At 32.7% G+C, this 15474-nt stretch carries 18 protein-coding genes; 14 read left to right on the forward strand and 4 right to left on the reverse strand.

The genetic code is table 11. The annotated features are described in order from the left end of the window. The 3 genes from ACQKM9_RS12325 to ACQKM9_RS12335 all read left to right on the forward strand — a co-directional run. On the forward strand, positions 1-142 hold a 142-nt coding region (locus ACQKM9_RS12325; protein WP_427734798.1), incomplete at its 5' end, for an integrase core domain-containing protein. 143 nt (positions 143-285) lie between these two features. Continuing rightward, positions 286-744: a hypothetical protein gene (locus ACQKM9_RS12330; RefSeq protein WP_427734640.1), complete on the forward strand. Its 459-nt coding sequence runs from the start codon at positions 286-288 to the stop codon at positions 742-744. Positions 745-893: 149 nt separating this feature from the next. After that, on the forward strand, positions 894-1124 hold the full coding sequence (locus tag ACQKM9_RS12335) for a hypothetical protein (protein ID WP_038191278.1): 231 nt from the start codon (positions 894-896) through the stop codon (positions 1122-1124). 354 nt (positions 1125-1478) lie between these two features. Here ACQKM9_RS12335 and ACQKM9_RS12340 read toward each other — a convergent pair whose 3' ends face one another. Beyond that, positions 1479-2495, reverse strand: a complete 1017-nt coding sequence (locus ACQKM9_RS12340) for a DUF2332 domain-containing protein (RefSeq protein WP_427734641.1) — start codon at positions 2493-2495, stop codon at positions 1479-1481. A 112-nt stretch (positions 2496-2607) separates the two neighbouring features. Here ACQKM9_RS12340 and ACQKM9_RS12345 point away from each other — a divergent pair, with 112 nt between their 5' ends. The 5 genes from ACQKM9_RS12345 (at position 2608) to ACQKM9_RS12365 (ending at position 8181) form a co-directional block, all read left to right on the forward strand. Continuing rightward, complete coding sequence (locus ACQKM9_RS12345) at positions 2608-3489, forward strand: LysR family transcriptional regulator (RefSeq protein WP_427734642.1); 882 nt, start codon at positions 2608-2610, stop codon at positions 3487-3489. A gap of 254 nt (positions 3490-3743) precedes the next feature. Further along, positions 3744-4121: a hypothetical protein gene (locus ACQKM9_RS12350; RefSeq protein WP_427734643.1), complete on the forward strand. Its 378-nt coding sequence runs from the start codon at positions 3744-3746 to the stop codon at positions 4119-4121. A gap of 422 nt (positions 4122-4543) precedes the next feature. Next, positions 4544-4891, forward strand: a complete 348-nt coding sequence (locus tag ACQKM9_RS12355; RefSeq protein WP_427734644.1) for a PadR family transcriptional regulator — start codon at positions 4544-4546, stop codon at positions 4889-4891. Next, positions 4878-5897 (forward strand): hypothetical protein, encoded by a 1020-nt coding sequence (locus ACQKM9_RS12360; protein WP_427734645.1) that lies wholly within the window; start codon positions 4878-4880, stop codon positions 5895-5897. Before ACQKM9_RS12355 ends, ACQKM9_RS12360 begins: the two co-directional genes overlap by 14 nt. An 856-nt stretch (positions 5898-6753) precedes the next feature. Beyond that, a complete protein-coding gene (locus ACQKM9_RS12365) occupies positions 6754-8181 on the forward strand; it encodes a WD40/YVTN/BNR-like repeat-containing protein (RefSeq protein WP_427734646.1) in 1428 nt (475 codons plus the stop codon). Between the two features lie 198 nt (positions 8182-8379). Here ACQKM9_RS12365 and ACQKM9_RS12370 read toward each other — a convergent pair whose 3' ends face one another. Continuing rightward, positions 8380-8559, reverse strand: a complete 180-nt coding sequence (locus ACQKM9_RS12370; protein ID WP_427734647.1) for a small acid-soluble spore protein H — start codon at positions 8557-8559, stop codon at positions 8380-8382. 621 nt (positions 8560-9180) lie between these two features. Between ACQKM9_RS12370 and merR the strand changes: the two genes are divergently transcribed. Together merR and ACQKM9_RS12380 are read left to right on the forward strand one after the other, a co-directional pair. After that, positions 9181-9582: an Hg(II)-responsive transcriptional regulator gene (gene merR / locus ACQKM9_RS12375; RefSeq protein WP_427734648.1), complete on the forward strand. Its 402-nt coding sequence runs from the start codon at positions 9181-9183 to the stop codon at positions 9580-9582. A 13-nt stretch (positions 9583-9595) separates the two neighbouring features. Further along, the gene (locus ACQKM9_RS12380; RefSeq protein WP_427734649.1) at positions 9596-10054 is read left to right on the forward strand and encodes a putative iron-sulfur cluster-binding metallochaperone; all 459 of its coding nucleotides are present in this window, start codon (positions 9596-9598) and stop codon (positions 10052-10054) included. A 124-nt stretch (positions 10055-10178) separates the two neighbouring features. On the opposite strand, the gene ACQKM9_RS12385 is transcribed toward ACQKM9_RS12380, so the two are convergent. After that, positions 10179-10607, reverse strand: coding sequence for a hypothetical protein (locus ACQKM9_RS12385; protein ID WP_427734650.1), 429 nt, complete (start codon positions 10605-10607; stop codon positions 10179-10181). 387 nt (positions 10608-10994) lie between these two features. Here ACQKM9_RS12385 and ACQKM9_RS12390 point away from each other — a divergent pair, with 387 nt between their 5' ends. Next, on the forward strand, positions 10995-11300 hold the full coding sequence (locus tag ACQKM9_RS12390; protein ID WP_038184571.1) for an NIPSNAP family protein: 306 nt from the start codon (positions 10995-10997) through the stop codon (positions 11298-11300). A 369-nt stretch (positions 11301-11669) separates the two neighbouring features. After that, positions 11670-12440, forward strand: coding sequence for a sporulation protein (locus tag ACQKM9_RS12395; RefSeq protein WP_427734651.1), 771 nt, complete (start codon positions 11670-11672; stop codon positions 12438-12440). A gap of 319 nt (positions 12441-12759) precedes the next feature. On the opposite strand, the gene ACQKM9_RS12400 is transcribed toward ACQKM9_RS12395, so the two are convergent. Beyond that, entirely contained in the window at positions 12760-13884 is a 1125-nt protein-coding gene (locus tag ACQKM9_RS12400) for an amidohydrolase (protein WP_427734652.1), read from the reverse strand. Positions 13885-14065: 181 nt separating this feature from the next. Here ACQKM9_RS12400 and ACQKM9_RS12405 point away from each other — a divergent pair, with 181 nt between their 5' ends. Both ACQKM9_RS12405 and ACQKM9_RS12410 read left to right on the forward strand, forming a co-directional pair. Then, entirely contained in the window at positions 14066-14515 is a 450-nt protein-coding gene (locus tag ACQKM9_RS12405) for an Lrp/AsnC family transcriptional regulator (RefSeq protein WP_427734653.1), read from the forward strand. A gap of 97 nt (positions 14516-14612) precedes the next feature. Further along, positions 14613-15461: a M55 family metallopeptidase gene (locus ACQKM9_RS12410; protein WP_427734654.1), complete on the forward strand. Its 849-nt coding sequence runs from the start codon at positions 14613-14615 to the stop codon at positions 15459-15461. The last annotated feature ends 13 nt before the right edge of the window (positions 15462-15474 follow it).

The raw sequence follows: 15474 nt of genomic DNA on the forward strand, positions 1-15474 counted from the left end.
ATTCGCTAATGGGGCACACTTCTCCTCACTTGAACAGCTCGCTCTTGAACTAGATGATTACGTTCATTGGTTTAACAATATTCGAATTCATGGAATACTGGGCTATTTAACACCGGTGGAATTCAAGCAACAGTCCTTATAAAAGTTGTCCAGTTTTGTGTTGACACACCACCTTTTTCTTATTGGACTAACGGGGCAGTTTAGTTTAAGAAGCCTATAAAAATAATAGGTATGTGTAACAGTAGGGTAAATCTACACGTCGATACCTTTAAAGGGGGAAGGTTTATGAAAAAATGTTTGTTTATATTATTAATTCTTATAAGTTTTACTATAACGGGGTGTTCAAGAGAGGGATTATCAGGTGGAAAACCACCTGAAGTCAATATAAATATTGGAAATGAAAATTATGAAACAAAGCTAGGTACTTATTGTTGGAAAGATGGATGTGTTGATACTGTTGGACCTGTTGAACTCTTGAAGGGAAAAGTGCCTATTAAAGTAAATCCAGGAGAGAAAGTATCTTTTTTAATGGAATATGAACCAAAGCCAACTGAATTCCATCTTATGAAAGTTAGAGAAAGTGATGAAAATGAAGATGAAGTATTGATTGAAGAAAATAGCTTTACAGCACCTACTGGAAAAGGAATTTATTATTATTCTTATAGCGTATGGTGGATGGATGATAAGGAAGAGAACTTATCTCATGGAGATGCTTTTTACGCATTTGCTCTAGAAGTAAAATAATTCTTTTCAACTAACGGGGCATTTTAGTTTAATAAGTTATATTAGTATAAATATGGTAAGGTATAGTAAAATTGAAAGAAACAATAATTTAAACGTAGTTTGTTCAACTTCCTCTATTGAACCAAGTGCGTTATTTAGGGGGTTTTTAAATGGAGAAAATCTTAGTGAAAACAGGGATATATTCATTTGTTGTTTCTTTTTTCTTATTAGTAGTTTTTATGAAAATAGAAGAAAGCACAACTGATGTAGAGGGGATGACTTCATTTGTTGTAACACCTTATCCAGAGTTTTTCTTTAATATTTTTAGATATTCTATAATCACTTCAATCATTGCAGTTCTACTTGTATGTGTTTATATACTATCAAATAAGAAAAAATAGTAACAAAATCAAAAGGTGTATTTTACTTTATAGACAATGTGAAGAAATGTACTTAAAATAAAGGGTGCTTTAGTAGAAGATCATTGAGCTGTCCATACAGCTCTTTTTTCTTGTTCAACTAAAGTTCAATAAATCGAAAAAATAATAAAGACCAGGTAACCGCTTGTCGATTATACTGGTCTCTTTTAATTCACCTCGTATAATTATAATTTCCTAACATTTCTAAATTTACTTTCTTTATTTTAATTAGGCCAGTGGGATAGTGGTCTAAGGTTATTACTACTGTGGCTTTGTAAAAAAGTTTGAACGTATGATTTTTAGTTGAATATATAGAACCCTTCCTTATTTGTATATTTAGATCCAACTATAATGTTTCCCATGTCCATGAACATCTTTTAATTCCTTCATTTTTATAGTTTGTTTATTATTAATGAAATCCACATGTAAATTTCGATCTGCCATGTTGTTGTAAATGTGATAAATAGGCTTCTTGTTACTTAATGCATCTAGCATTTTTAATATATCTAATTTGAGTTGATCAGAAAATTGATTTGCTACATGTGTATGGAAAATAACAACTTGAGATGAACTGGAAATATTTTTTATAACTTTCGGTATATGTTCAAGGAAGTCTCCTTCTAATAACTCCTTGGGTGTATCGTTGTTAATAGTTCTTGCTTGATCTAATAATTCTTTTCTTTTAAAATGCTCTGGCCAAATTAATGCTTGCATCCATCGATAATCTTCATCGTTTTTTAAATCTATTATATTTAAATCAATCCCGATTCTATTATCTATAGAAAAGGGCTTTGGTAAATCCATTTGCTTACCAAAATTCTCCGCGAATAATGTCACTTCGCTTGTACTATTGCCAAATGATTTAAAAATACCTTGTTCTGTTAGTTTATAATGATAACAATCTAAGTTTAAAAGTAGCCCAGCACTCGTTCCAATTTCAATAAGAGAAAGTGGTAGTTGTCTTTCTTGCGCTATTTCACTAAAAATTGGATAGAGGTAAGTTGCACGATTTATTACATTTGTTTGCACTAACTTTGTTTGGAAACATAATAATAATTCAGATTCATATTTTTCACTAAAATCTTTTAAAGCCTTATAACTATTTTCTAGGAAATATGCATTTTTATTTGGATTCAGAAGATAATGCTGTAAATCATGATTTTTCGATAATGCTAAATATTGAACAGAGGCAAAAAATAAATTAGGTTTTGGTTGTGAAGAAGGAATAGCCGAGATAAGTTTTAATAACTCTTGATCATCAGCAATTTTTTCACTCCAAAAACTATATAAAGTACTACTTCCTTTTGCTTCGTTGACTAAAAAGTTTTGAAAGATTTTTGCTAAACGTTTCAAATTAATTCCTCCTTTTTTTTGTAATTTAACTATACATTGGTATAATAATTTGATAAATTAATTAAATTTAATCTTATTGATTAAAAATACTAATTAAATTGGGGCGGGAGAAATGGAATTAAAGTGGGTAAAAACATTTATTACTGCAGCTGAAACTGAAAATTTTAGAATAGCTGCTGAACAACTCTTCATTTCACAACCGAGTATCACTGTTCATATCCAACAACTGGAAGATTTCTTGGGTGTTCAATTATTTAAAAGGAATCATACTCAAATTCAATTAACAAAAGAAGGGAAACAGTTTTATAAGTCAGCGACTACTATTATAAATATGGTTGACGAAAGTAAAAGAGAGATTAGGTTATTTGCAACTCAAAGTAAAATACTATTAACAGTCGCACTATCTCCTTTACTTGTAGAAACGAATTTACCAAATCTTATTTATCAATTTTCAACGGATTTTCCACAGTATGAAATTGAAATTATTGTAGAAGACTCCAAATATATAGACGATGTTTTATTATCAGATAAATCCCATCTAGCTATTTGCATTGACAAAAGTAATCACGCTACCATTCATTCAGAAAAAATCGGTTCAAGTACACTGCAACTCATCTATCCACTTAACCACTCAGATGATGAAACAGTTACATATAATCAATTTCAAGAGTTGACTAAAAAATATCCCTTATTCACTGGCCATCTGGAAGAAGCAATTCAAATCGGAACATTGTTAGATTCACAGTTTCCAACCTTACGTAAAATGAAAATTACACAAAGTCATATTATTAAACGATTTGTAAAAGATGGGCTTGGAATGGCGTTTTTACCAAAATTCATCATTTACAATGGTCTAAAAGAGAAAGAATTTAAGAGTTTACATTTTGATTTATTTTTATTACCAACTGTTGATTTATATATGCGATATGACAAAGAAAATGAGAAAATTCATCCATTGTTACAGCTAATAAGAAATAATTTCATTAACATCTGATTTACTCCAAATTTAGAGAAACAAAGTAGAAAGTTTTTAAGGTTCTTGTACTAATAGGGCGATTGCAGAATAGGTACAGTTGCTTTTTCACTAATGGACTAATCAACTAGTGTACTTTATAAACGCTAAGTAAGCTTATTAAGTAGACAAGAATGATGATGTTTCTGGTACACATTCACTTAAGTTCGCGCCTTTATTTTTCAAAATTTAAAATATACACAATAAACTTTTTTTTATATGAATGGAGAGATTTGGTGCAAAAAAAATGGATACTATTTATAGCTGCTATTATTGCTGTTACAATCTTTATTTTCATTACTAAATGGAATTATCCACCTCTGCCAATTGATTCTATAAGCTCAAAAGAAGCCATACAAAAACTGAACGAGTCAGATCAAGAAATAGTAGAGCTTTCAAAGGATAATAATATAAATTGGTACATTATGAAGAATTCAGCGGATGTTGATAAAAAAATTAAACAATTCATCGGCACTAATGGTTGGGAATTTAAAGAAAAAGATGGTAATAGTCTGTTTTTTGACAAAAATAGGCAGTGTTTAATTGTAAATACGGAAATGTGGACTAAAAAATATGTGCTTATTAGAGTTCCTTCTACTTTTTCGAAAAAATAATAACTTTAGATAACTAAAGAAATATAAAAGCAATCGCTTTGATTATTTTCACTTCAAAACAATTGCTTTTTTATTTGCAGTAAATTTATATATTCGACTGATTTTTTTATTATTAAAATTATCTCAACCGAACCAAACAGCTAAATTACGAAAAAGATTGTGGAAAAATGTACTTAAACTAACGGGGCAGGATAGTTGAATAGTGCTGTTTGATCTTTATTCAACAATTAGGCATTTTATTTGGTGATCAAAGCCCAATTTCTTCTTACAACACCGAGAAATTGGGCTTTTTTTATTGGGCTTTTCTTAAAAAGGGCATTTAATTTCGATTTTTAGTGTATCAATAATACAATAATAGTGTATTATACATAGTATAAACCATATAGTGTATGTCATATAGTATATAAAGTTGAGGTGGGTGAATGAGTACTTTACTGAATTCATTATCGATAGAGCTAAGGAGAGGAACGTTGACATTAGCCGTTTTAAGTCAATTGCGAATACCCCAGTATGGATATTCACTTGTTCAGTTATTGGAAGAATCAGGAATTAACATTGATCAAAGTACCTTATATCCATTGCTTCGCCGTTTAGAAAAGCAAGAGTTAGTAACGAGCAGTTGGGATACATCTGAGAGTAGGCCCCGTAAGTATTATGTTTTAAGTGAATACGGTCTAAAAATCTTTTTGAATTTAAAAAAGGAATGGATTAAAAATTCGAAAGAACTCTATGGTTTATTAAAAGGGGATGAGGAAGATGAATTTGATTAAGCTCTACATTCAAGAGGTTACTCGGATGTTGCCAGACAAAACCCGAAATGATATTGCGTTGGAGTTAGAGTCAACGATTTATGATATGTTGCCTGAGGATTATTCGGAAGAGGACGTTTACAGGGTGCTTGAAATATTGGGCAATCCTGCTATTCTAGCTAGGAAATATACTGAAAAACCGATGCATTTGATTGGTCCTAAGTATTATGATGGGTATGTCACATTACTGAAGTTGATTATGCCAATTGCGGCTATTGTTTCATTCATAGCAAATGTAGCAGTAAAGCTGTTTAGTCCTATAGAAGATGGTGCCGTATTAGCGACCGTGTTGGATATAATGTTGGGAGGAGTTTGGCAAGTCATTGGCGTGTTGTTTCAAACACTTTTTTGGCTTACTATCCCGTTTGCTATATTTGAACGTGTGGATGGGATAAAGGACAGTTCTCCATTATCTACGCGTTGGAAATCATGGTCACCAAATAATCTAAAGTCTGTTATCTATGTTCCTAAGTATAAAGAGATCCATACATTTGAATTGTCCTGTAGTTTGGTATGGACAGCAATTTGGGGAACAACTTATTTTTATGCCAATCATTTACTAGGGATTTATGAAAATGGTGAATATGGTTTGCGCCTTGTCACTCCCGCATTTAATCAAGAAGTGCTTCTATCCTTTTGGCCATTGATCGTTTTGTTGATTGGAGCAGAAATTGCCTTGGCTATTTATAAACTAATTAAAAAACAATGGACACATAAACTAGCGACATTTTTTACGATCCATCAAATTGCGTCGCTTGTCATTTTAGTCATCATTTTTACGCAAGCCAATCTTTTTACTCGAGAGTTCCTGAATCAAATGGGTGGAATTTTTACAACAACTCCAGCACATATTGAAAACTTTATCATATGGGGGGGCATAACGATCTTTGTCATGTTTGTAGGATGGGGAGTTTTTGATGTGTATAAGAGGGCAAATATTAAAACAGACATAAAAAAGGATAAATAAGCGGATTTAAAACGTTAAGCCCATTATCAGGATATTACTTTTATACATTTATGAATCGTTTTTACTAAGGGTACAGGTAGCAAAATGGGGGAGTTGTACGTTAAGGCTTAAATCCTTAATATAAAAGGGATATAGTAATAATGTTAAAAAATTTGAGTTGTTCTTAACTAACCCAGCTTATAGAAGCTCACAGTTATTCCATTAACGGGCGCGACTCTTGAAGAAGTTTAGATTTTCTTATAGAACTAACGGGGGCTTTAGCAGAACAGGGCTGTCAGTAGACAGCCTATATTGGTATTTAATTAAATTTGCAGGATAGTTCAGTGAAAAAGGAGATAAATATTGAACTGGATAAAAATGTCGTTATGTATTGTAGCATTGCTGCTATATTCCATAGTTTTAGTAAAAAATAATAGACTACTTAAAATAGTTAAGACAGAAACAGATAAAGAAATTATAAGAAGTAAAGTAAAAAAAAGCACAAATATAATGATTGTGTTAACAATCATTGCAACGATTCTTTCAATAATTGCTGTTTTTTTATTGTAATAATGTGATAAATAACGTAGTTATTATATAAAGGGGTAAAGATTTTATTATTCAACTAACGGGGCTTTACTTGAAAATCAGTGAGTTGCATATGCAGCTCTTTTTTTCTTTATTTGAACTAACGGGGCAGTTTAGTTGAATAAGGATTCTCTGATAAAAGGAGTATTTTGTTTGTTATATTGGATCTAAGAGGGAATATAACGAAGTATTTACTCCATCCTAAATAAGCACATAAATCCTGTGATTAATGTGCTTATTTAGTTATGGGATGGTGGTAATTTTGAGTTTCTTAAAAAAAATCTCTTGTTTGTTAGTTATTTTTTTAGTTTTTGTAAATTTGATTGGTCGTGAAACAATCGCTTCAGATGGTGAAATTACGCTAAAAGAAGCGATTAACATTGGATTCCAGAGAGCAAAAGAATGGAATGTAAACGCAACACTTACAAGTGTAAACAGTGTGGATGAAACGATGGGAGGCTCGAGAGGAGAAACAGGAAAACGCCTTAATTGGTTTATGACCTTTGTGGTTCCAGGTACAGATGATTTTGTACTAATTGGTATCTCAGAAAAGAAAATCACCTTGTTTAGACCGGGTAAACAATCTCAGGATCCAACAATACCCTACGATGAGATTAAGTTTGATAGCTCTGATGTTCTTCAACTAGCGAAGGATAAATACGGACTAAAGCAAGGAAAAGATTGGGCAACAGGATTTCATTTTACACTTGATAGTATCGAAGGTAAACCCATTCTAACAGTGGTTGGAAATGATCGAGATAACCGTTTTACTCGAATTTCATTCAATGCCAAAAACGGAGATATAGTCAGTGCCGTTCATAAATTGCCATACGGCGGAGGATTAATATCCAAACGTATTGGTACCGATACTGTAACAAAAAAGGGAATGGCGATTATGGGGGTTGTCGCTAGAAATAACAATTTAGTGGTATGGGGAGACAACAAGCCAACACAATTTAGTACAACCAAGCAACCTTTTATTGAATTGAGTCATAACAATGGAGAATCATGGACAGAACTCCAAATTAATAATTATGTAACACATGCGTGGTTTAATAAGAATAATCAATTATACGCAGCAACCGAAAAAGAATTATGGGCAGGCATTACATCAAAAAGTAAAGGAACAAAAATCCTTTCATTAGACCACAAGATTGAGCGCATTGATTATTCGATCAACAACCATATAGCCGTGATATCAAATGGAAAGATTTACTACACGAACAATCAAGGGGAGAGTTGGAAACAAGCCATTGTACCTCAACCATTTTTTGTAATTCAAATCTCGAATAATGGTGATTTGGTAGGATTAACAGAAGAAAGGAAGGTTTTGCTAAAGACAAATGATGGTTGGAAAGAGATAACTATGCCGAATCGTGATGATGAACCTAATGATATGATAGTGATTAATAATAGGCTTTTTATTACAACACAAAGTGGAATTTGGACCCGAGATCTTCAAGAGGGAAATTGGAGAAAAATTAAAGTTGATGAAGAGGTAGTTAAATTCATTAAAAAAGGAGAGAAATTATTCGGATACACACATAGAGGTGAAGCTATTTATTCCATCAACACGAAAGACGAAAGAAAACCTGAAAAAGTGTTTGATGGGGTTGATTTAGTCGTTTTGGATGTGGATATCATGGGAGATACGTTATGGATTGCAACTATACCCGATTATTCGTGGGAAGAAATGGCGATTCAGCAGAGACGATAAAAATTTCAAGTGTATATTCATAAAAAAAAATATTGTGAAACATTTTACTTAAACTAACGGGGTGCTTTAGTAGAAGATCTTGGAGCTGTTCAGACAGCTCTTTTTTATGGGATAGATTGATTAATAAGATGGGACTTGAACTTAGACAAACAATAAACCACCACCCGAAAGTGGAGGTTTATTGTTGAATCGAGGGAATTACTGTTCTCTTAAGCTGGTTACAGAAACACTTTGTTTTTTATTTGGTTCATCAAGGGGATGAATTGTAGCTGTTCCATTTTGTTTATCCACGTGCTCAATGTAGATACTTTCCTCATTATAGGTTACATTAGCCATAATTGGTGAAGAAGCAATCTCTTCTGCTCGTTGTGCATTCATTTTATCCACCTCCTTTGGGTTTGCAACAGGTATAATATTTGTTCCAAATTACTTAAATATACTTGTTGTAAATAAAATACTTCCTAGAATCACGAACACTCTTACTGAACTTACAGGTGCGTTTGAAGATCGAGCAGTTTTTTTAGGCAGCTTTTAATTATTTCCACTATCGGGGCAAGTTAGTTTGGTGGTTTGATATAATTACATAAAATTACTAATTGAATAAGATTTGGTAAATTATGTGAGCGTAGGAGTTATCATTCCTTATTAAGAGCAACGTTATTTGTTCATTTTGGGTGGAGGGTTATCATACCTTAGTTTTATTATTAATTCCCCTACTTTAGGCGGGGGAATACTTTTCTTTATTTTTTTAGTGAGTGGTGTACTGTGTATAACAACTGCCGCAATATCTTACTTTCAGATTTTTAATCGTAATTCGAATGATATTACAAACTAATCAAATTAAGCTAACGGGTGGTTTAGTAAAAGAACTTTGAGCTGTTCAGACAGCTCTTTTTCTTATTCAACTAAAGAGGCAGTTTAGTTCAATAAAAATAATTTTAAAATAGCCTTTACCCTGTACTTTGGTACAGGGTTTATAATTTATATGGGGGGATTCATTTGAGATATAGAATTAGTGAACTTGCTAAAAAGTGTAGTGTAAATAAAGAAACAATTAGATACTACGAAAAGATAGAGTTACTTTCTGACCCATCAAGAACAGATTCAGGCTATAGGGTTTATTCAGATGATACTGTTAATCGCATAAATTTTATCAAACGAATGCGAGACTTAGGATTTTCTTTAGCAGAAATTAATAAATTGCTTGGAGTTGTTGATAAAGATAGGGAAAGATGTAGTGATATGTATGACTTTGTAAGTCGGAAAATTGATGAAGTACAAGACAAAATTAGAGATTTAAAACGAATTGAACACATGCTAATGAAATTAAAAAAATGTTGTCCCGATGAAAAATCTCTACATGAATGTCCTATTATTGAAACCTTAATGAATGGTAAGTAAAGGTGGGAGAACAATGGATTGTTGTAGTAAGGTTAATGAAGTAAAAACAGAAAATGATGGTGTTTGTCCAACTTGTAATAATATAGCAAAAAACGTAAAGTTGATTACCCTAAAGTCATTACTTAAACCAACTGTATTAGAAACTTTAAATACGAATGTAAATCACTATTTCTGTTCAAGTAAAGAGTGTGATGTAGTTTATTTTGATGCCAATAATAAGAAGTATCTTGCATCTGACATAAAGGTAATAGTACATCAAAAAGATGACTATATAACAACTCCTATTTGCTACTGCTTTGACTGGACAAAAGAAAAAATTGATAAATATGTAAAACAAGAACTTTCCCCTAATCCAATTGAACATATTCGAGTAAACATAAAGGAAAATCGATGTGGTTGTGAGGTAAATAATCCACAGGGAAGTTGCTGTATGGGTAATGTTACAAAGTATATAAATAGCATTAAAAGTTAATTTGAATCTTCAACTAACGGGTGCTTTCCTACAATAAGGAGAGGACCATTAATGTGATCCCATCCTAATGGAGAAATATGTTTCAATAATTTTTCATTAGGATGGGAATTAAATAACTATAAAACTAATCTTTTTTAACTGTATATCTAACTTGTTTAAAGGTTACTATGTCTCCATCTTCACTATCATCTATAGTTTGCAAAAGTTGAACTTTTGGCTTGTAGTCAGTCCTATGAGCATCCTTGATACCATTAATGTCAAGTTTGTAGGATTCATGATTTTTTATTTTTTGTTCAAATACTTTTTTATTGGCAACAAAAATAAAGGTCACTTTATTTTCATCAATTCCTTCAGTCATAAATTCTAATTGATTATCTTCTGTTGTAATCGTTGGTGTTAATAATGCAATACTTCCGTTTCCAGTTTCTTGTTTAGTAGCAATTTCAATAGCGGCTTTATCACTTGAATCTAAAGAATCTTCTATTATATCTGAACATCCGGATAATATGATTCCAGCAAATAGAATAAAACTTAATCCAACTATCTTTTTCATAAGAACATCCTCCCCCCAAAAAATTAGTTTTCGTCAGTCATAAGTAAGGGAATGAATTGTCATACCCAACCCGTTAACGTAGAACATAGATAATAAAATGTAAACTTCTAACAATTATACCATAATGAGATGGTCAATATTTTGGCGTTTTGACGGGACCCCTATATAGATAATTCTTATGATCAAATTATAAAAAAATGTACTTAAAACATGGATGGAGAATTATATCATAAGTAAATACGATTCTTTACTAAGATTTTCTTTTCTTCTTCAACTAACGGGTGCTTTACTTCAATAAGGAGAGTAGAGCCTTTTTCTTATTGAACTAACGGGGCAGGTTAGTTGAAGTATATGTTATGATGAAAAAAAGATTTAAGGAGGGAAAAAATGGTTACATGTTATTTGAAGTATGTTATTGACCCTTATAAAGTAAATGAATTTGAAGAATACGGTAAGATGTGGATTCCACTTGTAAATAAATTAGGTGGTACACATCATGGCTATTTTCTTCCGCATGAGGGTGCTAATAATATTGCTTATGCCTTCTTCACTTTCCCAAGTTTAACAGCATACGAAGAGTACCGGGTGAAAATGGCATTGGATGAAGAATGTCAAGTAGCATTTAAATTTGCAGAAGATACTAAATGTATTTTAAGTTATGAGAGAAGTTTTATGCGCCCTGTATTTAAGTGATTATACGTTAAAGCTGATGGAGTTGCTTAGGCAGCTCTTTTTCTTCTTCAACTAACGAGGCAGGTTAGTTGAACAAGAAATAAAAGGGTGTCCGTGTTGAAACAAAAATATAATGAAGAATTCATGTTACCAATACGAAGTTACAAGATTCACATATAGCAATAATAGAATCTATAACAGATAAATTATTAGAAAGCTTAAAGCAAGCAGTTTTTTATAAGGTTGAAAATTTAATGTTAATCACCAGTTTCAGTTCTTTTAAGCAAATTACTCATGAAGGTGTTTGCGGAATGAAATAAAAATTTGAAACTTATTATTTGTAGTATTCGTATAGTAATTGTAATTAATTTGATGTAGGGGGATTTATTGATGACATTCTTTAATAAAATACTAGCGAGTTTTGGAGTAGGCGGAGCAAAGGTGGATACGAAGCTGGAAAAAGTGGAGTATGTCGCTGGTGAAACAATGCGAGGAGAGGTTGAAGTGTATGGAGGGAATATTGAACAACAAATTGATTCCATTTATTTGACTGTGAATACTACTTATATCAGAGAGTCAGATGATAAAAAGTATACAGATAATGCTGCAGTGAAACAGTATAAAATCACTGCTCCGTTTACTATTGGAGTTAATGAAACAAAAGTGATTCCATTTGAAATCAATCTCCCAGCTGATACGCCAATTACATATGGAAATACAAAAGTATGGGTTAGTACAGGATTAGATATAAAAAATAGTGTAGATCCTACAGATAAAGATTTTATAGCTATTCGTCCAACTAGACTTGTGGCGCAAATTTTAGAGGCCATAAATCAACTAGGCTTCAAAATACGGAAAGTGGAATGTGAGCAAGCTTCTTCTAAAATTCGTAGTAGTTATCCGTTTGTGCAAGAATTCGAGTTTATTCCAACAAATGGGGTTTTTAGAGGGAAGCTAGATGAACTAGAAATTTTGTTCCTTGCACAAACTGACCAATCTGCAGAAATTCTTATGCAAGTGGATCGAAAAGCAAGAGGTTTCGGAGGCTTTTTAGCAGAAGCACTGGAAATGGATGAAAGTCATATTAGACTATCCATCACGGCACAAGATTTACCTAATTTACAAGAGAAGTTAAAACAAATTATTTCTAATCATGTTTGATAAATTATTAAAGCTAATGATAGAGAAATAGATTGATAATTACAATTTGTATTCTGAATGGCACCATTATTGGAAAGTCTTTTAGATTAAAGGTTAATACTATAAATAAAATTATGAGCCTTACCTCAATTATTATCGAGGTAAGGCTCAGTTAGTTTTATAAAGCAGTATCTTGATTTTGTCTTACACTAAGGTTCTAAAGTTCTAAAGTAATATCTCAATTTTTATTGTGCAGTTAACTTTAGACTTTCAAATAAGATGATGAATATAAACTTGAGAGACTAAATGTGAAAATTCTCCTTAACATCGAATTAAATAATCAATTCACAATTTCACCATTAATAAATACTTTTTCAACCTTACTGTTTAGATCGAATGGATTACCACTCCAGATAACAAAGTCAGCATCTTTATTCGGCAATATCGACCCTACTCGGTCGTCAACTCCAAGATGCTTAGCAGCGTCTAATGTAATAGCTTTTAAGGCTTGTTGTTCAGTTATACCATTTTTAATTGCGTGTATCGCACTTGTTACTAGATATTCAATACCAACCACTGGATGATCTGTAGTAATAGAACACGGAACTCCTGCATCTAAAAGTGTTTTGATTGTAGACCATTTTTTATCTATTAATTCCACTTTTGAACGTGTGGACATAGTTGGTCCAACAGAAACTCGCACATCGTGTTTTGCAATATAATCAGCGATATGATGTCCTTCAGTACAGTGCTCAATCGTCACATTAATTTCGAATTCACGTTGAATGCGAAGTACTGTTAATATATCATCTGCTCTATGTGCATGAACACGCATAGGAATCTCTTTATTTAAAACTTTAGCCATATTTTCTAAATCTAGCTTTCTATCCTTTTTCTCAGAGTTGATATAATTTTGTGCCTCAATTAATTTCTCGCGTATTAAGGCAGCAACACCCATTCTAGTAACAGGCATTTTTCCCTTAGCTCCATGAAATCTTTTAGGATTTTCCCCAGTTGCTGCTTTCATACCAGAAGGTGATTTAATAACCATCTCATCGACGATTGTACCAGCTGTTTTTAATACGACCATCTCTCCGCCTATTACATTAGCACTTCCAGGCATTACTTGAACTGTTGTTACCCCAGCTTTACGAGCATCAGCAAATCCAATTTCCATAGGATTAATACCATCTATAGCACGTATTTGCGGCATTACTGGATGACTAGTTTCATTGAAATCAGCGCCTTCATTACCAACACCTTCTTCAGAGACTCCAAGATGAGTATGTACATCTATTAAACCAGGTGTAATTGTTTTTCCGTTTGCATCAATTACTGTATAACCTTCAGCTATTATCGCCTCCGATTCTATTCTTTCAAAAACCCCGTTTTTTATGAAAATAACGTGATTTTCTAGAGACTCGCCAGTACCATTCCAAATTTTTGCATTTTTTATAGCTATCATTCCAGAACCTCCAATTTTTATAAAAAAAGGATTGCAATATAAATATAGTTAATATAAACTAATTTCTAATATTCCTTTTTCAGATAATATAATTTTTTCTGAATATTGTAAAGCGGTACAAAAAACTAAAATATTCCCGATTCCAGTAGTGAAGAGAAAAAAGAAAGAGAGAAGGGATCACTTGAAATATGAAGTCGATGAGTTAGATCACGGCATTATTAAGCATCTATCTAAAGACGGTCGATTATCCTTTACTGAATTATCGTTACGTCTGCAAGTGACAGAAAAAACTATTCGTCTACGCTATAAGAATTTATTAGACAAAGGGTTCCTTGAAGTAGTGGGAGTAGTAAATCCTTTGGCAGTAGGACTTAAAGCTGGAGCGATTATTCAAGTCAAGGTGAAAGCAAATTCAATCTCAAAGGTAATTGAAGATTTAAAGGAGATTAGAGAGATTCGTTTTATCACGCTGACGTCAGGGGAATATCCTATTCTTTTTCAAATAACAGTGAAAGATCAAATTAGAATCACGGAAATTCTACGTGAAGTCAATAAAATCGAATGTATTACTGAAGTCAATACGATCATTCAGCTTGAAGTACACAAAAATACATTTGAATATATTTTCTAAAAATCTGAATATATTTTTCAGAATAATCTGTATTTTACGTTAGGAGAATAATAAAGCTTCGGCTTTTTTATAGAACAATGCAAGGAGGTAGGCAACAATGAAAATTTTTATTTCGGCTGATATGGAAGGGATTTCAGGTGTAGCGACTAACCAACAATTGAAAACTCCTTCTGAATATCAACGTTTTCGTAAGCTTATGACAGCAGATGTAAATGCAGCGATTGAAGGAGCCATTAATGGAGGTGCTACAGAAGTGGTGGTAGCAGATGGCCACGGTAATATGTCCAATATCCTAATTGAAGATTTAGACATACGGGCTAGACTAGTCTCTGGGAACAACAGAGTGATGTGCCAGCTTGAAGGCTTGGATGATTCTTTTGATGGTATTTTGTTTGTCGGTCATCATGGACGTGAAGGGGGCTCTGATTTAGCAGTTATTAGCCATACGCTAGCAGGGATTTGTGTGAATGAAATGACAATAAATGGAAAGATAGTCGGTGAAACAGAGATGAATACTTATGTAGCAGGTGCATTTGGTGTTCCACCTTTGTTCATTAGTGGAGATGATGCATATGTGAACGAAGTGCTAGAAACATTACCTAATGTCGAAGCAGCTATTACTAAACGTGCAGTAGATCGGTTTGCAGCGGAGCTAATTCATCCTGAGATAGCGCGTGAGCATATTCGACAAAAAGTGGAAGTGGCAGTAAAAAATTCTACTCACCAAATACCAGTTGTATTATCGGGTCCTATTACATTTGAAATCGAATTTAAAGGATCACAACAAGCAAAAATGACAACAACTATTCCTAGTGTGGAATTAATTGGGCCAAAGAAAATACGCTTTACTTGTGCTGATATGATTACAGCTTATAAACATATGTGGGGCTGTGTAATTATTGCCATGGCAGCAACAAACGGAGTTTTAGGAAGTGTCAATACATAATGAGTTGACGTAA

This window comes from Viridibacillus sp. NPDC093762 (assembly GCF_050279675.1).
Lineage (GTDB): Bacteria > Bacillota > Bacilli > Bacillales_A > Planococcaceae > Viridibacillus.